Annotated in this window: 14 protein-coding genes and 2 riboswitches; of the genes, 6 read left to right on the top strand and 8 right to left on the bottom strand. The window is 67.2% G+C overall.

Features of this window, described 5'->3' with window-relative positions; all coding sequences use genetic code 11:
- Positions 1–18: 18 nt before the first annotated feature.
- The 3 genes from HUT07_RS01665 to HUT07_RS01655 all read right to left on the bottom strand — a co-directional run bounded on the left by HUT07_RS01665 (position 19) and on the right by HUT07_RS01655 (position 3,125).
- Positions 19–1,383: an MATE family efflux transporter gene (locus HUT07_RS01665; RefSeq protein WP_176019449.1), complete on the bottom strand. Its 1,365-nt coding sequence runs from the start codon at positions 1,381–1,383 to the stop codon at positions 19–21.
- A gap of 181 nt (positions 1,384–1,564) precedes the next feature.
- Positions 1,565–2,131, bottom strand: a complete 567-nt coding sequence (locus tag HUT07_RS01660) for a DUF3106 domain-containing protein (RefSeq protein ID WP_176019448.1) — start codon at positions 2,129–2,131, stop codon at positions 1,565–1,567.
- A complete protein-coding gene (locus tag HUT07_RS01655; RefSeq protein WP_176019447.1) occupies positions 2,124–3,125 on the bottom strand; it encodes a hypothetical protein in 1,002 nt (333 codons plus the stop codon). Before HUT07_RS01655 ends, HUT07_RS01660 begins: the two co-directional genes overlap by 8 nt.
- Before the next feature lie 414 nt (positions 3,126–3,539).
- On the opposite strand from HUT07_RS01655, the gene HUT07_RS01650 reads away from it, so the two are divergent.
- Positions 3,540–5,729 carry a primosomal protein N' gene (locus tag HUT07_RS01650; protein WP_176019446.1) on the top strand — a complete coding sequence of 730 codons (2,190 nt, stop codon included), beginning with the start codon at positions 3,540–3,542 and terminating at the stop codon, positions 5,727–5,729.
- 58 nt (positions 5,730–5,787) lie between these two features.
- Here HUT07_RS01650 and HUT07_RS01645 read toward each other — a convergent pair whose 3' ends face one another.
- Both HUT07_RS01645 and HUT07_RS01640 read right to left on the bottom strand, forming a co-directional pair.
- The gene (locus HUT07_RS01645) at positions 5,788–6,408 is read right to left on the bottom strand and encodes a glutathione S-transferase (protein WP_100462250.1); all 621 of its coding nucleotides are present in this window, start codon (positions 6,406–6,408) and stop codon (positions 5,788–5,790) included.
- A 106-nt stretch (positions 6,409–6,514) separates the two neighbouring features.
- Positions 6,515–7,309 carry an NYN domain-containing protein gene (locus HUT07_RS01640; protein WP_176019445.1) on the bottom strand — a complete coding sequence of 265 codons (795 nt, stop codon included), beginning with the start codon at positions 7,307–7,309 and terminating at the stop codon, positions 6,515–6,517.
- Positions 7,310–7,431: 122 nt separating this feature from the next.
- On the opposite strand from HUT07_RS01640, the gene HUT07_RS01635 reads away from it, so the two are divergent.
- Positions 7,432–8,712, top strand: coding sequence for an NAD(P)/FAD-dependent oxidoreductase (locus HUT07_RS01635; RefSeq protein ID WP_176019444.1), 1,281 nt, complete (start codon positions 7,432–7,434; stop codon positions 8,710–8,712).
- 80 nt (positions 8,713–8,792) lie between these two features.
- Here HUT07_RS01635 and HUT07_RS01630 read toward each other — a convergent pair whose 3' ends face one another.
- From HUT07_RS01630 to HUT07_RS01620, 3 genes are all read right to left on the bottom strand, one after another.
- Positions 8,793–9,245, bottom strand: coding sequence for a hypothetical protein (locus tag HUT07_RS01630; protein WP_176019443.1), 453 nt, complete (start codon positions 9,243–9,245; stop codon positions 8,793–8,795).
- Positions 9,246–9,248: 3 nt separating this feature from the next.
- Positions 9,249–9,680 carry a nuclear transport factor 2 family protein gene (locus tag HUT07_RS01625; RefSeq protein WP_176019442.1) on the bottom strand — a complete coding sequence of 144 codons (432 nt, stop codon included), beginning with the start codon at positions 9,678–9,680 and terminating at the stop codon, positions 9,249–9,251.
- Positions 9,681–9,825: 145 nt separating this feature from the next.
- The gene (locus HUT07_RS01620) at positions 9,826–10,101 is read right to left on the bottom strand and encodes a GIY-YIG nuclease family protein (protein ID WP_176019441.1); all 276 of its coding nucleotides are present in this window, start codon (positions 10,099–10,101) and stop codon (positions 9,826–9,828) included.
- 40 nt (positions 10,102–10,141) lie between these two features.
- A riboswitch (glycine riboswitch) is annotated at positions 10,142–10,231 on the top strand.
- Between the two features lie 13 nt (positions 10,232–10,244).
- Positions 10,245–10,348: riboswitch (glycine riboswitch) on the top strand.
- A gap of 83 nt (positions 10,349–10,431) precedes the next feature.
- On the opposite strand from HUT07_RS01620, the gene HUT07_RS01615 reads away from it, so the two are divergent.
- From HUT07_RS01615 to HUT07_RS01600, 4 genes are all read left to right on the top strand, one after another.
- Positions 10,432–11,049: a trimeric intracellular cation channel family protein gene (locus tag HUT07_RS01615; protein ID WP_032952083.1), complete on the top strand. Its 618-nt coding sequence runs from the start codon at positions 10,432–10,434 to the stop codon at positions 11,047–11,049.
- Between the two features lie 237 nt (positions 11,050–11,286).
- Positions 11,287–12,456: an MdtA/MuxA family multidrug efflux RND transporter periplasmic adaptor subunit gene (locus HUT07_RS01610; RefSeq protein WP_176019440.1), complete on the top strand. Its 1,170-nt coding sequence runs from the start codon at positions 11,287–11,289 to the stop codon at positions 12,454–12,456.
- The gene (locus HUT07_RS01605) at positions 12,453–15,530 is read left to right on the top strand and encodes a multidrug efflux RND transporter permease subunit (RefSeq protein ID WP_176019439.1); all 3,078 of its coding nucleotides are present in this window, start codon (positions 12,453–12,455) and stop codon (positions 15,528–15,530) included. Before HUT07_RS01610 ends, HUT07_RS01605 begins: the two co-directional genes overlap by 4 nt.
- Positions 15,527–18,586 (top strand): efflux RND transporter permease subunit, encoded by a 3,060-nt coding sequence (locus HUT07_RS01600; RefSeq protein WP_176019438.1) that lies wholly within the window; start codon positions 15,527–15,529, stop codon positions 18,584–18,586. The genes HUT07_RS01605 and HUT07_RS01600 overlap by 4 nt, the downstream gene beginning before the upstream one ends.
- Positions 18,587–18,730 lie beyond the last annotated feature (144 nt).

The following is an 18,730-nucleotide window of genomic DNA, read 5'->3' as shown; positions in this document are numbered from 1 at the left end:
CCCATGACCGGGCGGACGTCAGGCCAGCGTGGACTGGCCCAGGCGTTTGCTGCTGCGGTTCAGGCGCCAGCCCATCAGGATGGCTGCGGCGGTCAGGCCGACGATCAGGCCGATCCACATGCCCTGCGGGCCCATGCCCAGGCCCAGGCCGAGCCCGGCGCCCAGCGGCATGCCCAGGCCCCAATAGGCGAACATGGCGATGAACATCGGCACGCGGGTGTCCTTCAGTCCGCGCAACGCGCCAGCCGACAACACCTGGATGCCATCGGGGAACTGGAAGGTGGCCGCGTACAGCAGCAGGGTCGAGGCCAGGCCGGCCACGGCCAGGTCGTTGGTGTAGACGCCGACGATGGCATCGTGACCGAACAGCAGCACCGCCGCCGACAACGTCTGCGTACCCATGATGATCGCGTAACCAGCCCACGCCGCACGGCGCACGCCGAAGCCATCGCCACGGCCGACCGCATGGCCGACCCGCACGGTGGTCGCCTCGGCCACGCCCATCGGGATCATGAAGCACAACTGCGCCACGTTGATCGCGATCTGGTGCGCGGCCGCTTCATTGGCACCCAGGCGACCGATCAGCAACGCGGTGACGATGAACAGGCCGCCTTCCATCAGCACGGTGATGCCGATCGGCAAGCCGGTGCGCAGCAGGTCCCAGATCGCTGAAAAGCGCGGCCCCTCGAAGTGCGAGAACAACTGCAGGTGTGCGAAGCGCTTGGTGAACCACAGGTAGGTGGCGAAGGCGATCGCCTGCAGCCACATCATCACCGCCGAAGCGATGCCGAGGCCTTCGGCGCCCATTTCCGGGAAACCGAGCTTGCCGTTGGCCAGCACGTAGCCCATCGGCGCCAGCACCAGCAGACCGCCAAAACCGAGCAGCATGGTCGGCAGCGTCCAGTGCATGCCCTCGCTCAGGTAGCGCATGCAGAAGTACAGGGTCAGCGCAGGGCCACCCCAGCGCACCGCATGCAGGAACGCCGTTGCGCCGGGCACGATATCCGGGGCGATGCCGAAGGCTGGCAGCAGCGGCGGCACCACGGTGAGGAAGGTGAACATGATCAGGCCCAGGCCCAGCGCCAGCCACAGCGCCTGCCGGAACAGCGGGCCGATCTCGCGCTCGCGTCCCGCGCCATGCAGCTGCGACACCGAAGCGGTGAGTGAGATCAGCGTGCCGATCGGGATCAGCATCGGCAACCACAACAGTGCGGTGCCGATGGTCACTGCGGCCAGGGTGGAAGTCGCATGGTGGCCGGCAATCACGTTGTCGACGAAGGAGATCAGACCGGTGGAGACGTGCCCGAGCACAAGCGGCAGGGCAAGCAGACCGGTGGCGCCCACTTCTTTGCTGAAGCGCGGCGTGGAGGTTGCAGTAGACATAAGGTGCTTGACGCGAACTACGGTTGCGCGCGAAGGGCACAGGCACCGGGTTGCGGCCGGCCATCTTACGCGCGCCGGGCGGTCATTCCCATGACTGCCCCATGAAGGGGACGGAGGGGATTAAGTCGTATCCGGCACAGTCGGGCCAGAAACGACTTAATCCCCTCCGTCCCCTTTTCGTCTATTGGCCAGCCTGGCGCTTGAGCCAGGTGTCGCGTTCGGCTGTAGGGACTGCGAGGAATGCACTGCGTACGCTGTCGCGTTCCTGCGGCGGCGTGCGCTGCGCGACCAGGGCCAACTGTGCCAACTGCGCAGGGCTCAGCTGGCGCAGCACGGCAAGGACCGCGTCGCGCTGTTGCGGCGGCACGAAGCCGAACAGGCCGTGCAGCTTGGGGAACTCGGCGCCCAGTTGCGGGCCCAGCCGCCAGCCTTCGCGGAAGGCCTGGTCCTGCGCCTGGAACTGCGTGCGCAGGCGTTGCTGCTGGTCGAGCGGCAACGCGGCGAAGCGGCTGGCGGCCTGACGGATGCGCTCGCGCTCCCCCTCTGGCAGGGCCCGCCAGGCGGCATAGTCGCTGCGACGCTGGCGTTGCTGGGCAGGGTCGAGCTGCGCGAACGCCGCCGCTGCGGTGGGCGCGGCCGCCGATGGTGTTGCCGACGGTGCGGGCAGCGGCACGTTCAACGCTTGCGGCGCAGCGGCCAGCGACAGCGGCAAGACCAGCAGCAGGCCGGCGAAGAGGAGATTATTCATCGGCGGCAGAGGTTTCCAGCGCTGCGCCGACCGGTTCCGGGCGAGTCGGCTTGGGTTGGGATTCGTCCACGGGCAACGGGCCACCGGCCGCACTCCAGGCATGCATATCGGCCTCGGCCAGCAACGGGTAGTCGCGGTCGGCCAACATCGCGGCATCGTCGCTGGCCTGCGCATCGCTGCCCGCCGTGGGGCGGACATCGCTGGCTGGCAGCGGCTCGACGGTGACCGGTCCAGCCTCGCCCACCACGCCTTCGGGCAGCGGGCCATCGGCAGTCAGCGCACGGCCTTGCCAATGACGCCAGCCGAGCGCAGCGAGCAGCAGCACCGCCACGGTGATCAACAGGATCACCGGACCACGCCAGCGCGGCTTGGCATTGGGACGGCGACGCTTGCCGGTGGCAGGCGCGCGTTCGTCACGCGGCGGCGCACGCCAGCTGGACGCCGGCGCCTGGTTGTTGGCCGCTGGCGCCGACGGTTGCTGCAGCTGCTGCAGACGCTTGGCCGGCAGGTCGCGGATACGCAGCTGCACCTGCTCGGCCAGCGTCCGCCATGCGGCCGCATCGGGCTGGTCATCGGCATCGCGCGGGCAGGCCGCGGCCAACAGGCGTTGATAACCCTCCTCGTCGACATCCAGAACGCGGGTGGCGATGCCCTCGTCCAGACTGCCCCCCACCCGTAGCAGCAGCGCCAGTCGCGGCATGGGTGCCATCCCGCCCAGCGCGGCCAGCGATGCCGGCCACTGGCCGGCGGTCGTCTCACGCAGCGCCTGGCGCTGGCCCAGCAGGGTCCAGAAGCGGCCGGGCCACTGTGCCATCGGCAGGTCGCTGGCGACCGCGGCGAAGGCGCGCATCACCGCCACCAGCGTCTGTTCGGCGCGGGCGGGGTCGCCGCACTGCAGTTCGGCCACGACCAAGGCGCGGCGTTCGACGCCACGCAGAAATGCCGACAGCGCGCCGGCCGCGGTCGAGGAAACAGGGGCGGGCACAGCCGTCATCGGTCACTCCAAAGGTCTATCGGCATGATAGCGGCAGCCCATCACTGCCCGGCAGGACTTGCGGTCCCCGGCACTTCGTGCTGCAGGTTGTGCACAGCATCACGCCGGAACCGGGCGATTCCTTGGTGAATGGCTGAATTCACCCTGTTTCAGCAATGTTTCACACTTAAGTTATTGATTTGCATTGAATTTAAAGTGTGGCTATTTTTTGACCAACCGAAGCGTGAGGCCGTCGCCATCGGCCTCATGCGGCGCCACGAGCCGCTAACGCACAGACTTATCCACAGAAGATGTGGATAAGACTGAATCTCCAATAGACACCGATATTTAGGTGACATTTATGATTCGCCGAAGGGCATGCCAGTCGCATCTGCCTCTGCCATACGCCCTCGCAGGGGCCGTTACACTGACCCGATGCTCGCCCCCGATTCCGGCCCTGTCCCGACCCTGCAGGTCGCCCTGCCCGTCCCCCTGCCGCGCCTGTTCGATTACCTGCCACCGCAGGGCACGAGCCCGACGGTAGCCGTCGGCTGCCGGCTGAAGGTGCCGTTCGGCAACCGCGAACTGATCGGCGTGGTGGCCGGCCACGGGCAGGCCGAGGACAGCCAGGGCCTGCGCCAGGCGCTGGCCTGGTGTGATACGGCCCCCCTGCTGCAGGGCGAGCTGTGGCAGAGCCTGCAATGGCTGTCGCGCTATACCCATGCGCCCCTGGGCGAGGTACTGAGCACCGCCCTGCCGGGCCCGCTGCGGCATGGCGAACCGCTGCCCGACACCCATCACTGGGGCTGGCAGCTGACACCCGAGGGCCATGCCCAGCGCGATACGCTGCGCGCCGGCAGCCGTCCACGGCAGCTGGCCGAGCTGCTGGCCGACGCAGTGGTGGACGAAGATGTCCTGTCCGCGCGCATGCAGGACTGGCGGGTGGCCGCACGCAGCCTGGGCAAGCGCGACCTGGCCGAGCGCATCGCCTTGAGCGTGGCGCCGCAGCACGCTCAGCCCCTGCCCGGTCCCACGCTCAATGCGGAGCAGGCCGATGCCGTGGCCGCGATCACCGCTGCCAAAAGCTTCCAGGCATTCCTGCTGGACGGGGTGACCGGCAGCGGCAAAACCGAGGTCTACCTGCAGGCGATCATCCATTGCCTGGCACAGGGCAAGCAGGCGCTGGTGCTGGTGCCCGAGATCGGCCTGACCCCGCAGACGCTGGCGCGCTTCCGCGGCCGGCTCGGCATTGCCGTATACGCGTTGCACTCAGGGCTGACCGACAACGAACGCGCGCGGGTCTGGGCTGCGGCCTCGCGCGGCGAAGCACGGGTGATCGTCGGTACGCGTTCGGCGGTGTTCATCCCGCTGCCGCAGCCCGGCCTGCTGATCGTCGACGAAGAGCATGACGGCAGCTACAAGCAGCAGGATGGCATCCGCTACCACGCGCGCGATTTCGCCTTGGTGCGGGCCAAGGCGCAGGGCATTCCGGTGCTGCTGGGCAGCGCCACGCCCTCATTGGAAACCCTGCACAACGCCTATGGCGGCCGCTATGTGCACCTGCGCCTGAAGCAGCGCGCCGGTGATGCCCGGCCGCCGCGCGTGCGCATCCTCGACGTTCGCAAGCGTCCGCTGCGCGATGGCCTTTCCGCCGACGTGCTGGCCGGCATCGGCGAACACCTGCAGCGTGGCCAGCAGGTGCTGGTGTTCAAGAACCGGCGCGGCTATGCGCCGGTGCTGCTGTGCCACGACTGCGGCTGGACCGCGCCCTGCAACCGCTGCGATGCACCGATGACCGTGCATGGCGGTGGCCGTCGCCTGCAATGCCATCACTGTGGTGCACGGCAGCCGGCACCGCTGGCCTGCCCCGCCTGCGGCAGCCTGGCGCTGCAGCCACAGGGCATTGGCACCGAGCGCCTGGAAGAACACCTGGTCAGTGCCTTTGCCGATTTCCCGGTGGTGCGCATCGACCGCGGTACCACCGCTCGCCGCGATGCGCTGGAGCAGCAGCTGGCCAAGCTGGGCAACGAGCCCGGCATCCTGGTCGGCACGCAGATCCTGGCCAAGGGCCACGACCTGCCCAAGCTGACCCTGGTAGTGGTGGTGGGCATCGACGAAGGCCTGTTTTCGGCCGATTTCCGCGCCAGCGAAAAACTGGCGCAGCAGTTGATCCAGGTAGCAGGGCGCGCCGGTCGCGCGCGCGATCCGGGCGAGGTGTGGTTGCAGACCCATCATCCGGGTCATCCGCTGCTGGAGACGTTGGTGAACGGTGGTTACCACCCGTTCGCGCAGGCCGAATTGAACCAGCGCGAGGCGGCGGGCTTTCCACCGTTCGCGCACCTGGCGCTGATGCGCGCCGAAGCGCAGCAGGTCGAGCATGCCAATGCATTCCTGCTGGCAGCGCGGAAACTGCTGGGCGAACAGAACATGGTGGAGGCCTATGGGCCGATGCCGGCACCGATGCCGAGGCGTGCCGGCTACCAGCGCACGCAGCTGCTGTTGTCGGCGGCGCAGCGGCCACCGCTGCACGGGGTGCTGGCACAGCTGGTACCGCAGTTGTACGCGCTGCCGGAAGCACGCAAGGTGCGCTGGTCGCTGGATGTGGATCCGACCGACCTGTATTGATCTGGCAGAACGCTGCCGAGCATGGCTCGGCACTACAGGTTCAACATTCGATCCACCGTTACGTCATCGGGGACATCACGCCGCGCTGGTACGCCGGGCGTTCGCGCAGTCGTGCATACCACTCGGCCAGGTGCGGCAGGTCCGGGCGCTGGATCGGCAGCTCGAACCACGCGTAGATCAATGAGCCCAGTGCGATGTCACCCATGGCGAATTTCTCGCCTGACAACCACGGTTGCGTGGCCAGGGTCGCGTTGGGCAGCGCCAGGAAATCACCGGCACGCACGATCGCCGCATTGATGCGTGCCTCATCGCGGTCGGCCGGCGCGGTGCGCATGATGCCCCAGATCAGTTCGGAGTACAGCGGCGCCATCCGCGAGGTGCTCCAGTCCATCCACTTCTCGGCCTGCGCACGCTCCATCGCGTCTTCCGCGTACAGCGTGCCCAGCGAATAGCGCGCACTGAGGTAGCGCACGATGGTGTTCGACTCCCACAGCGGCAGGCCGTGGTCCTCGATCACCGGCACCAGCCCGTTCGGGTTCATCGCCACGTACTCCGGCGACTGCGTGCCGCCGTGGCTGCCACCCACTTCGATTGACTCGTATGGCAGGCCGATTTCCTCGGCACACCACAGCACCTTGCGGACGTTGCTGGAATTACGGCGGCCCCAGATCTTCAACATGCGTGTTTTCCTTGCTGGCAATGCGAGCGGCAACGATACGCCTGATTGGTGCGGGTGTGTGCGTGCGAAGTGACCGCATTGGGCATCGGCCGGGCATGGCCGCGCATCACCGGTTCTTCTTCGGCAGCGCGCGCACGTAGGACGACTTTCCATCCTTTTTCAGCTCGAACAGACCGATCGCGGCCAGCAGATCGCTGAGTTTTCCGTAACCATAGTTGCGCGGATCGAACGAGGCCTGGTTGCCGATCTGGCTGCCGACCGGGCCCAGGTGCGACCAGCCATCCTCGCCTTCAGCCGAAGACACCGCACGGCGCAGCATCTTCACCAGGCGCGTGTCGCTGCGCATCTCCGCGCCGCTCTTGCGCGGGCGCGCATCGTCGCTGCTCGCCTGTTCGCTGGGCGTCTGTTCGTTCGATGAGGGTTCGCTCGATGCCTGCTCGACATCCTGCACGCTGGCGTGGGTCTGCCCCAACGCTTCGAGATAGGTGAACTTCGAGCACGCGTTGACGAAGGGTTCCGGCGTTTTCTTTTCGCCGAAGCCATAGACCTTCACGCCATCGGTCAGCAGGCGCATCACCATCGGGGTGAAATCGGCATCGCTGGACACGATCGCAAAACCATCGAGGTTGCGCGCGTACAGCAGATCCATTGCGTCGATCACCATCGCCATGTCCGACGCGTTCTTGCCCTTGCTGTAGGCGAACTGCTGGATCGGCCGGATCGCGTATTCGTGCAACACCGCCTCCCAGCCTTTCAGCCGTGGGCTCTTCCAGTTGCCGTAGGCACGGCGCACGTTGGCCACACCATAACGGGCGACTTCGGCCAGGACCTCGTCGATCTTCGAGGCCGGCGCGTTGTCGGCGTCGATCAACAGGGCGATGCGCTTTTCCGGTTCGCTCATGGACTCCTCACGGGCAGTTGCCTGAACCCGAGTATCGCCGATCCCGATGCACGCTGACGTGACAAGGACCGGCCATGCGAAGATGCCAGGCACTTCCCCCATGCCCCTCCTGGAGTGAGTCGATGAGTCGTGATCGCGTCCCCCACCTGGTCGTTGTCGGCGGCGGTTTTGCCGGTCTTTGGGCCACCCGTGCGCTGGCCCGCGAACGCATACGCATCACCCTGGTCGACCGCCGCAACCACCACCTGTTCCAGCCGCTGCTGTACCAGGTGGCCACTGCGGGCCTGTCCGCGCCGGATATCGCCGCACCGCTGCGCCACATTCTCGGCCACCAGCGCAATGTAGAGGTGCGCTTGGGCGAAGTGGTGGCCATCGACAAGGAAGCCCGGCAGGTGCGCATGGCCGATGGCAGCACGCTGGACTACGACAGCCTGCTGCTGGCCACAGGCGCCACCCACGCCTACTTCGGCCACGACGAATGGGCCGACGATGCGCCTGGCCTGAAGACCCTGGACGATGCCATCGCCCTGCGCCGGAAGCTGCTGCTGGCGTTCGAACGCGCCGAGGCCGAGCCGGACCCGGCAAAAAAGGCGGCATGGCTGAGCTTCGCCGTGGTGGGTGGTGGCCCGACCGGCGTCGAGCTGGCTGGCACCCTGGCCGAAATCGCGCGGCATACGCTGCGCAATGAATTCCGCCACATCGATCCGGCCAGCGCCAAGGTACGGTTGGTCGAGGCCGGTCCGCGCGTGTTGTCGACCTTCCCCGAAGTGCTTTCGCTGAAAGCACGCCGGCAGCTGGAGAAGCTGGGCGTGGAAGTGATGACCGGCACACCGGTCAGCCACATCGATGGACAGGGCTTCAAACTGGGCGACCAGTTCGTGCCCGCGCGCACCGTGGTCTGGGCCGCCGGCGTGGCCGCTTCACCGCTGGCGCGCACATTGCACGTGACACTGGACCGCGCAGGACGCGTGCAGGTGCAGCCCGACCTTACCCTGCCCGGCCATCCCGAACTGTTCGTGGCAGGCGACCTGGCCGCACTGAGCCAGGCCAACGGCAAGCCGGTTCCGGGCGTGGCACCGGCCGCCAAGCAGATGGGCAAGTATGTGGCCGAAACCCTCCGCGCACGCCTGCACGACAAGCCCGCGCCGGGGCCTTTCAAGTACGCCGACTTCGGCAACCTGGCCACCATCGGCCGCATGGCCGCGATCGTGCACCTGGGCAAGCTGCAGCTGTCCGGTGTGCTGGCCTGGTGGTTCTGGCTGGCCGCGCACGTGTTCTTCCTGATCGGTTTCCGCAACCGCCTCGTGGTGCTGTTGAACTGGGCGGTGGCGTACTGGAGCTACCAGCGCAGCGCGCGGATCATTTTTGGCGATGACCGCGAAGACCGGCGGCCGAAGCGCTAGGGCTGCATGCAACGGGGTCGGATCCCTTTCCGCAGGAAAGGGCTCTGACTCCGTCAACATCATCCACGCATGGCGTGGATCTACCGGTTCATCGGGCCGCCGGGCACACGCCGTTTCGACCATGCGCGGCAGAAATCTTCCTTCCTTGCGGTATCGCCAATCTGCGCCGCACTCCAGTGCCGGGTGATCCAGATCGTCAACGAGGTGCTGCTCAGGTGCCAGCGCAGCATGTCGTGCCGTGGCTGCCGCATCAGGTGGCGGCGTGCAACCCAGAACGCTTCGCGCTCGATATCAGTCGCCTTCTTCAGCGCTCCAGGATCGAAGAACTGCGCGGCGAAACTCCAGGGATTCATCGGCTGAAATCCTGTTCGCGGTTCACTGCTGCACGCAGCCACACCACTGGGCGCGCGATCAGCCGGCTTCGGCCAGCCTTCCACCAGCGCCAGTCCGAGCAGGTACAGAAGGCCAGGCAGCAGCGCGATACCGGCTACCAGCACGACGACCGAAAGCCACGCTTTACCGGCGGCGCGCATTGCTCATTTCGCCTTCGGCTTCGGATACCACAGCGCGTTGACGATGACCCAGCGCTGCTCGAAGCGCCCCATGTGGAAATAGTCCACGAACCACGGCGTTTCCAACCGCACCGAGGCGGCGTTGCCGGTCACGTCCAGCACCGTGCAGCGACGGTCCCATTGATCCTTTGGGGTCTTCAGTGCGCCCTGCTTTGTCAGCGAGACCAGCTCCTCCTTCGACATGCGGCGCAATCCCAGTCGTTCGTCGGGTGTATCGCCGAGTACCGCGCGCTTGGCCAGGTCCGGGTGCAGGGAACGGGCGACGCGCTGCGGGTCGGCCTCCAGCTGTCCGTCGACGTAGTCGTGGCAGGTGGCTTCGATGGCTGCGATCGTGGTGGCGTCGGCAGTGGGGCTGGCTGCTGCAGAAAGCGCGAACAACAGGGCAACGGTGGACATCCGGGTCTCCAGCGCTGAGGGCTGGGCGATCATGGCATGGCCGGGTGCACCCCATCCACGCATGGCGTGGATCTACTGTGGCGCCGAGCCCATGCTCGGTTTCACCATCGGGCAGCAGGAACAGCAGCCGAGCGTGGGCTCGGCTCTACAGAAGGCCGGAATCCGGCGCCTGCAGCCAGTCCAGCTTGCGTTCGCGCGGCTGCTGCTTGAGCTCCCATTCGGCGCGTGAGGCCGCTGCCCTGTCCGGGTACTCGCGTACCGCCAGGACCCGCAGGGGCGGCCGCGATCGGGTGTAGCGCGCGCCTTTGCCGGCCTGGTGGGCGGCAAAACGGGCCTGCACGTCGGTGCTGATGCCGGCGTAATAGCTGCCGTCGCGGCATTCGAGCAGGTACAGGAACCAGGGGCGGGAAGGCGAAACCATGGTCGGATTATGCCGTGCTGCACTGCAGCGGATATACTGGCGGCCGAATGCAGGAGAGAGGCGCCACGCTGGCGCCCGCCGAAGGCGCAGGCTCCCATGATCGCTCAGGCCGGTGGGCTGGAATCCCACCAACCATGCATTCGACTCGCCGAGCTGGAGAGAGGTCACCGGGCATGCCCGGGACGATCCGCCGAAGGGGCACGCGGCTCACGCCGCTGAACTCTCAGGCAAAAGGACAGCGGGAGCGGCACCGGTCATCGTCATCCCGTCATTGCGCAGGCAGTGGCGGTGGTCGCGCATGGCCGGCCCCACCGCGCCCGGAGCCTGCCCATGCTGCTGTCCATCATCTACCTGATCGCCATTTCCGCCGAAGCCATGACCGGCGCCCTGTCTGCAGGCCGCCGCCGCATGGACCTGTTCGGCGTGGTCATGATCGCCTGCGTCACCGCCCTCGGTGGCGGCTCGCTGCGCGACATCCTGCTCGGCCACTACCCGCTGGGCTGGGTGAAGCATCCCGAATACCTGGGCTTCACCGTGTGCGCGGCACTGATTGCCACCTGGGTGGCGCGTTGGATGCACCATTTCCGCCGCACCTTCCTGGTGCTGGACGGGCTGGGCCTGATTGCCTTCACCCTGATCGGCTGCTCGATCGCGCGCGAAGCCGGCCATGCACTGCCGATCGTGCTGATCGCCGGCATGCTCACCGGCGCCTTCGGCGGCGTGCTGCGCGATATCCTCTGCAACGAGGTGCCACTGATCTTCCAGAAGGAGCTGTACGCGATCATCTCGCTGCTGACCGGTGCGGTGTATCTGCTGTTGTTGCACTGGGGCGTAGCCGATGCCACGGCGATCCTGTGCTGCCTGGGTGGTGGGTTCGCCGTGCGCCTGCTGGCGATCCATTACCGCTGGGAAATGCCGAAATTCGTGTACCACGACGAAGTGCATTGATCGTTTGACGGTGATGCCGGCCTTCAGCCGGCATTTCCGGCTGCGTTGCATGACCAAGGTCACGCGGCGACGGCCCGCGTAAACCGCTACCATTGGCGCCCCGTCGCACGCGCGACGGCATCCAGCCACGCCGCGCCTGCGGCCCCGCCAGACAACCCCCTCCCCCGCTGCCCGTGACCCTTCGTGGTGTCGACGGGCCCGCATGACCCTGCGTGCACGCAGGGCGCAGGATGCCCCATGTCTGTCGCCGAAAACTCCCGCTTCCGCCGTGCCCGTCCGCTGCTGGTCGTGGCCGGTCTTGCCCTTGTCGCTGGCCTGGCGTGGTGGCTGTGGCCGCATGCCGAAACGGGCGATGGCGAACAGGCCGGCGCCGGCAAGGCCGTGCCGGTACGCATCGCCCGCGCCAGCGCAGAACCGCTGGTGCTGCGGATCAAGGCGGTCGGCACGGTCACCCCGCTGCACAGCGTGGTGGTGCGCAGCCGCGTGGACGGCGAACTGATGCGCCTGCATTTCCAGGAGGGCCAGCAGGTCAAGGCAGGTGACCTGCTGGCACAGATCGATCCCCGCCCCTACCAGGTGAAGCTTGCGCAGACACTGGGTACGCAACAGCAGAACCTGGCCGAGCTGGAGAATGCCGAGCGCCAGTTGCAGCGCTTCGGTGAACTGCAGCGCCAGCACTTCGTGTCGGCCCAGGAACTGAGCGACCAGCAGAGCAAGGTGCGCCAGCTGCAGGGACGTCGCCTCAGCGACCAGGCGTCGGTGGACGAAGCGCGGCTGCAGCTGCAGTACACGCGCATCGTCGCCCCGGTCAGCGGCCGTGTCGGCCTGCGTCGGCTGGACGTCGGCAACCTGGTGCACGCTAGCGATACCGAGGGCCTGGTCACGCTGGCGCAGACGGCGCCGATCAGCGTGCTGTTCACCGTCCCCGAACCGGAGCTTCCCGCCCTGCTCGACGCGGTGCAGGCGCAGCCGGCGCTGGCGGTGGAAAGCTGGGACCGCGAAGAACGCCGGCAGCTTGCCAGCGGCATCCTGTCCAGCGTCGACAACCGCATCGATACCGCCACCGGCACGCTGAAGCTGCGCGCGCAGTTCGACAACGCCGATCAGGCGCTGTTCCCCAACCAGTTCGTCAATGTGCGCCTGCAGCTGGGTGAGCATCCCGCACTGCTGGTTCCCGATGCCGCCGTGCAGTTCGGCAGCCAGGGCAACTACGTGCACATCATCGACAAGGACAACAAGGCACAACGGCGCACGGTGGTGCTCGGCCCGGCGGATGACGGTCGCGTTGCGGTGCGCTCCGGCCTGGTGGCCGGTGACAAGGTGGTGATCGAAGGCATCGACGGGCTGGAAGACGGCACCGCGGTGGAGATCATCACCGAGGAGGCATCGACCAAGGCCGGCGCATGAACCTCTCGCGTGCCTTCATCCTGCGCCCGGTCGCCACCACGCTGCTGATGGTGGCGCTGCTGCTGTCCGGGATACTGGCCTATCGCCTGCTGCCGGTGGCGGCGCTGCCGCAGGTCGACTACCCGATCATCCAGATCACCACGCTGTACCCCGGCGCCAGCCCGGAGCTGACTACGCGCACCATCACTGCGCCGCTGGAACGCCAGCTCGGGCAGATTCCCGGCCTGAAACAGCTGTCGTCCACCAGTTCCGGTGGCGCCTCGGTGATCACCCTGCAGTTCGGCCTGGAGGTGTCGCTGGGCGTTGCCGAACAGGACGTGCAGGCGGCGATCAACGCAGCCGGCAGCTTCCTGCCCGGCGACCTGCCGGTGCCGCCGGTGTACCGCAAGGTCAATCCGGCCGACACGCCGATCCTGACCCTGGCGGTGACCTCGCAGGGTCTGTCGCTGCCACAGGTGCATGATCTGGTCGACACCCGCATCGCCCAGCGGCTGGCACAGCTTCCGGGTGTCGGTCTGGTCAGCCTGGCCGGTGGCCAGCGCCCTGCCGTGCGCATCCAGGTCAATCCGGGCGCACTGGCCGCCAACAACCTGGGCATGGACCATATCCGCACCGCGATCGCTGCGGCCAACGTCAACCTGCCCAAGGGCAGCTTCGATGGCCCGATCCGCGCGGTGATGCTCGATGCCAACGACCAGATGCGCAGCGTGGCCGAGTACCGCGCACTGGTGCTGGCCTGGCGCGACGGTGCACCGCTGCGGCTGGGCGATGTGGCCACCATCACCGATGGTGCCGAGAACCGCCAGTTGGCCGCATGGAGCGGCACCACCCCGGCAGTGCTGGTGAACATCCAGCGCCAACCCGGTGCGAACGTCATCGCCGTGGTCGAACAGGTGCGTGCGTTGCTGCCGCAGCTGCAGGCCACGCTGCCGGCCGGCGTGCAGATGAGCGTGCTCAGCGACCGCACCGAATCGATCCGTGCGTCCGTGCGCGGCGTACAGAAGGAGCTGGTGCTGGCCATCGCGCTGGTGGTGCTGGTGACCTGGGTGTTCCTGCGCAACCTGCCGGCCACGTTGATTCCCAGCATCGCGGTGCCGCTGTCGCTGGTCGGCACCTTCGCGGTGATGCTGCTGGCCGGCTATTCGCTCAACAACCTCACGCTGATGGCGCTGACCATTGCCACCGGCTTCGTGGTGGACGATGCGATCGTGATGCTGGAAAACATCGCCCGCCACCTGGAAGACGGTGAAAGCCCGCGCGAGGCGGCGCTGAAGGGTGCCAGCGAGATTGGCTTCACCCTGGTCTCGCTGACGGTCTCGTTGATCGCGGTGCTGATCCCGTTGCTGTTCATGGCCGACCTGGTGGGTGCGCTGTTCCATGAGTTCGCGGTGACGCTGGCGGTGGCCATCGGCATTTCGCTGCTGGTGTCGCTGACCTTGACGCCGATGTTGTGCGCGCGCTTCCTGAAGCCGCATGCGAAGCAGGCCGCTTCACCGGACGTCTTCGACCGCATCATTGCCGTCTACGACCGCCAGCTGCGCTGGGTGCTGCAGCGCCAGCCGCTGATGCTGCTGGCGACGGTCGCCACCCTCGCACTGACCGTAGCGCTGTATTTCGCCGTGCCCAAGGGCTTCTTCCCGGTGCAGGATGCCGGCCTGGTGCAGGGCATCAGCGAAGCCCCGCAGGCGATTTCGTTCCAGGCCATGCGCGAGCGCCAGCTTGCCCTGGCCACAGCCATCGAACAGGACCCGGCCGTGGCCAGCCTGTCCTCCTACATCGGTGTGGACGGCAACAATGCCGCCCTCAACACAGGCCGCCTGCTGATCGAACTGAAGCCCCACGGCGAGCGGGAGAGCGCCGATGTAGTGATGGCGCGGCTGCAGCAGCGCGTGGCCAGGATTCCCGGCATCACCCTGTACCTGCAACCCGTGCAGGAGCTGGGCATCGAAGACCGCATCAGCCGCAACCAGTACCAGTTCACCCTGACCACGCCCGACCTGCAGACGCTGGAGACCTGGACACCGAAGCTGCTGCACGTGCTTCGCCAGTCGCCAGCGCTGCGCGATGTGGCCAGCGACCTGCAGATGCAGGGCCGACAGGCCAAGGTGAGCATCGACCGCGATGCGGCCGCACGCCTGGGAGTGAGTGTGGAAGCGGTGGCCGACGCACTGTACGACGCCTACGGGCAACGGCAGATCTCCACCATCTTCACCCAGGCCAGCCAGTACCGGGTGGTGCTGGAGGCCGATCCGGCGCGGCAACCGGGGCCGGAGGCGATCACCGGCCTGCGCGTGCGCAGCAGCAACGGCCAGACCGTGCCGCTGGGCGCGGTGGCGCGCGTCGAGCAGGGACCGACGGCGCTGTTGCGCAACCATGTCGGCCAGTTCCCGGCGGCCACGCTGTCGTTCAACCTTGCGCCCGGCGCGTCGCTGGGCGAAGCGGTGGATGCGGTGCATGCCGCACAGGTACAGGTGGCATTGCCGCAGAGCATCGAATTGCGCCTGCAGGGTGCGGCGGCGGCCTTCAGCAGCTCGCTGTCGAGCACGCTGTGGCTGATCCTGGCCGCGGTGGTGGTGATGTACATCGTGCTGGGCGTGCTCTACGAGAGCTTCATCCATCCCATCACCATCCTGTCCACCCTGCCCTCGGCGACCGTAGGTGCCTTGGCCGCGCTGTGGGTGAGCGGACGCAGCCTGGACCTGATCGCGGTGATCGGCATCGTGCTGCTCATCGGCCTGGTGAAGAAGAACGCAATCATGATGATCGACTTCGCGCTGGACGCGCAGCGCACGCGCGGCATGCGCCCGCGTGAGGCGATCCACCAGGCGGCGCTGCTGCGCTTCCGGCCGATCCTGATGACCACCCTGGCTGCGTTGTTCGGCGCGGTACCGCTGATGCTGGCCAGTGGCTCGGGCGCCGAACTGCGGCAGCCGCTGGGCTGGGTGATGGTGGGTGGCCTGCTGGTCAGCCAGGTATTGACCCTGTTCACCACGCCGGTGATCTACCTGGCCTTCGACCGTCTGCAGCGTGGCCGCGCGGCGGCACCTGCAACGGCTGACGAGGCCAGCGCATGACCCCTGTCGCGCGCCTGGCACAGGCCTGCGTGCAGCGCCCGGTGGCCACGATCCTGCTGGCCGTGGCACTGGTGTTGGCTGGCCTGCTGGCATTGCGATTGTTGCCGGTGGCGCCGTTGCCGCAGGTCGATTACCCCGCCATTGAAGTCAGTGCCAGCCTGCCCGGCGCCTCGCCCGAATCGATGGCGGCCACCGTCGCCACGCCGCTGGAGCGTGCACTGGGCAGCCTGCCCGGCATCTCGCGCATTGATTCGGCCAGCACCCAGGGGCAAACCCAGATCGAACTGAAGTTCGTGCTCGGCCGCGATATCGACGAGGCCGCGCGAGAAGTGCAGGCGGCGATCAACCTCGCCCGTGGCCAGCTGCCCAGCGGCATGCCCGGCATGCCGCAGTACCGCAAGGTCAACCCGTCGCAGGCGCCGATCCTGGCACTGGCATTGACCTCCGATACGCTCTCGCCAGGCCAGCTGTACGACCTCGGTTCGACCGTGCTGGCGCAGAAGCTGTCGCAGGTGCCGGGCGTGGGCGAAGTGCAGGTAGGCGGCAGCGCGCTGCCGGCAGTCCGCGTGTCGCTGGACCCCAATGCCCTCAATCATGCGGGCCTGGCACTGGAAGACGTGGCGCAAGCGATCAGTCGCGCCAACGCGGTGCGACCGCTGGGTGCCGTTGCCGGCGCGCAGCAGCACTGGCAACTGGAAGCGCCACTGCAGCTGCGCCAGGCCGCGCAGTATCGCCAGCTGGCGCTGAAGGCCAGTGATGGCCGCCTGCTGCGGCTGGGCGATGTCGCCGCCGTCGCCGATGGCGTGGAAGACCGCTATGCCAGTGGCTTCCACAACGAACGCCCGGCCGTGCTGCTGATCGTCAGCCGCCAGCCCGGTGCCAACATCATCGCCACCGTCGATGCGATCCAGGCGCAGCTGCCGCAACTGCACGCCCTGCTGCCGAGCACGGTGGACATGCAGCTGGTGATGGACCGCTCGCCGGTGATCCGCGCCACCCTGCACGAAGCAGAAGTGACCCTGCTGCTGGCGATCGCGCTGGTAGTGCTGGTGGTGCTCGGTTTCCTCGGGCACTGGCGTGCCGCACTGGTACCCAGCGTGGCGATTCCGGTGGTGCTGTTCGGCACGCTGGCGCTGATCGCACTGATGGACTTTTCGCTCAATACACTCTCTCTGATGGCCCTGATCGTGGCGGCGGTGCTGGTGGTGGACGACGCCATCGTGGTGCTGGAAAACATCGCGCGCCATCGCGAGCTGGGTGCAGACCGTTGGCAAGCGGCAGTACGCGGCGCCTCGGAAGTGGGTGCCACCCTGCTGTCGATGAACCTGGCGCTGGCGGTGGTGTTCATCTCGATCCTGTTCCTCGACGATTTCGTCGAGCGCCTGTTCCGCGAATTCTCGCTGACTCTGGTGGCGGCGATGACGGTGTCGGTGCTGGTGGCACTCAGCCTGGTGCCGATGCTGTGTGCGCGCCTGTTCGTCGATGACGCGCAACAACCGTCGCGCTGGCAGCGTGGCAGCAACGCGCTGTTCGAGCGCGTGCGTGGCGCCTATCTGCGCACCCTGCAGGCCAGCCTGCGGCACCTGCGCTGGCCCTTGCTGGCCTTCGTGGCAGTGATCGCACTCAATGCCTGGCTGTTCCAGCAGGTGCCCAAGGGCATCGTGCCGCAGCAGGACACCGCACAGCTGCGCGGCTTCGCGCGTGGCGATGACGGCCTGTCTTTCCAGGCGATGCAGCCGAAGATCGATGCCTACCGCAGACTGCTGCTGTCCGACCCGGCCATCGAGGACATCATCGGGTATATCGGAGGCAGCAACGGGGTCAACAACGCCTTCATCATGATCAAGATGAAGCCGCTGGCCGAGCGTGGCGTCTCCAGCCAGCAGGTGATCGACCGCCTGCGCGCACGACTGCCCAAGTTGCCTGGTGGCAACCTCTATCTGTGGGTGGACCAGGATATCCGCCTGGAAGGCGCCGGCAGCAGCGGCAAGTACGAGTTCCAGTTGCTGTCGGGCGACAGCGCCCCATTGCGCCAATGGGCACCGAAGGTCGCTGCTGCACTGCGCGGCCTGCCGGAACTGGTGGACGTGGAAGCGCAGGGTGAAGCCGGCATGCGCCAGGTGATGCTGGACATCGACCGCGAGGCCGCTGCGCGCCACGGTGTGGACCTGCGCACCGTGGCCAATATGCTCAACAACTCTTTCAGCCAGCGCCAGGTCGCCACCCTGTACGACAGCCTCAACCAGTACCGGGTGGTGATGGAGCTGGACCCGAAGCACACCCAGGACCCAGGCACCTTGGCACGGCTGCAGGTGATCGACGGCAGCGGCCAGCGCATTCCACTGTCGAGCATCGCCAGCTGGCGCTACGGCATGGCGCCGGACCGCGTGTACCACAGCGAGCAGTTCGCCTCGATCTGGATCGAGTTCGCGCTGGCACCGGGTGTGGGGCTGGAGCAGGCCACGCAGGCCATTGATGCGGCGATGGCCAAGCTGATGCTGCCGCGTTCGGTGCAGGCCAAGCTGTCCGGCGAGGCCGGCGGCCTGGAGCAGCTGCGGTCGCGCCAGTTGTGGCTGGTGCTGGGTGCGACGCTGGCGGTGTACTTGGTGCTGGGCATCCTCTACGAGAGCTTCCTGCAGCCGCTGGTGATCCTGTCCACGCTGCCGTCGGCCGGTATCGGCGCGCTGCTGGCGCTGTGGCTGTTCGGCAACGAACTGAACCTGATCGCGTTGTTGGGCCTGTTCCTGCTGGTGGGCGTGGTGATGAAGAACACCATCCTGCTGGTCGACTTCGCTCTCGCCGGTGAACGCCGCGGGCTGAGTGCGCAGGATGCGGTGATGGAAGCGGCACGACTGCGCCTGCGCCCGATCCTGATGACCTCGCTGGCGGCACTGCTGGGCACGTTGCCGCTGATGCTGGCCAACGGCGAAGGTTGGGAAATGCGGCAGCCGTTGGGTATCGCGATTGTCGGCGGGTTGCTGGTCAGCCAGTGGTTGACGTTGTACACGACACCCGCGATGTATCTGGCGTTGGCGAGGCTGCGGGCGAAGCAGTGAACGGAGTCGGGCAGATCATCCACGCGTGGCGTGGATCTACTGTTCACACCACCCCGGCGATGTACCTGGCGCTGTCGTACATACGCAGCGCCAGGCGCATCGCCGGTGCAGACGGGCCGGTCTCCAACTCCGACCGGCCCTGAT

The sequence above is a fragment of the Stenotrophomonas sp. NA06056 genome, assembly GCF_013364355.1.
GTDB lineage: Bacteria > Pseudomonadota > Gammaproteobacteria > Xanthomonadales > Xanthomonadaceae > Stenotrophomonas.
This window is presented reverse-complemented; position numbering and strand designations above follow the sequence as displayed.

What these genes read in the sequence shown, in the direction of transcription:
- HUT07_RS01665 (WP_176019449.1), bottom strand. Translation starts at nt 1,383, where the DNA reads ATGTCTACTGCAACCTCCACGCCGCGCTTCAGCAAAGAAGTGGGCGCC.
- HUT07_RS01660 (WP_176019448.1), bottom strand. Translation starts at nt 2,131, where the DNA reads ATGAATAATCTCCTCTTCGCCGGCCTGCTGCTGGTCTTGCCGCTGTCG.
- HUT07_RS01655 (WP_176019447.1), bottom strand. Translation starts at nt 3,125, where the DNA reads ATGACGGCTGTGCCCGCCCCTGTTTCCTCGACCGCGGCCGGCGCGCTG.
- HUT07_RS01650 (WP_176019446.1), top strand. Translation starts at nt 3,540, where the DNA reads ATGCTCGCCCCCGATTCCGGCCCTGTCCCGACCCTGCAGGTCGCCCTG.
- HUT07_RS01645 (WP_100462250.1), bottom strand. Translation starts at nt 6,408, where the DNA reads ATGTTGAAGATCTGGGGCCGCCGTAATTCCAGCAACGTCCGCAAGGTG.
- HUT07_RS01640 (WP_176019445.1), bottom strand. Translation starts at nt 7,309, where the DNA reads ATGAGCGAACCGGAAAAGCGCATCGCCCTGTTGATCGACGCCGACAAC.
- HUT07_RS01635 (WP_176019444.1), top strand. Translation starts at nt 7,432, where the DNA reads ATGAGTCGTGATCGCGTCCCCCACCTGGTCGTTGTCGGCGGCGGTTTT.
- HUT07_RS01630 (WP_176019443.1), bottom strand. Translation starts at nt 9,245, where the DNA reads ATGCGCGCCGCCGGTAAAGCGTGGCTTTCGGTCGTCGTGCTGGTAGCC.
- HUT07_RS01625 (WP_176019442.1), bottom strand. Translation starts at nt 9,680, where the DNA reads ATGTCCACCGTTGCCCTGTTGTTCGCGCTTTCTGCAGCAGCCAGCCCC.
- HUT07_RS01620 (WP_176019441.1), bottom strand. Translation starts at nt 10,101, where the DNA reads ATGGTTTCGCCTTCCCGCCCCTGGTTCCTGTACCTGCTCGAATGCCGC.
- HUT07_RS01615 (WP_032952083.1), top strand. Translation starts at nt 10,432, where the DNA reads ATGCTGCTGTCCATCATCTACCTGATCGCCATTTCCGCCGAAGCCATG.
- HUT07_RS01610 (WP_176019440.1), top strand. Translation starts at nt 11,287, where the DNA reads ATGTCTGTCGCCGAAAACTCCCGCTTCCGCCGTGCCCGTCCGCTGCTG.
- HUT07_RS01605 (WP_176019439.1), top strand. Translation starts at nt 12,453, where the DNA reads ATGAACCTCTCGCGTGCCTTCATCCTGCGCCCGGTCGCCACCACGCTG.
- HUT07_RS01600 (WP_176019438.1), top strand. Translation starts at nt 15,527, where the DNA reads ATGACCCCTGTCGCGCGCCTGGCACAGGCCTGCGTGCAGCGCCCGGTG.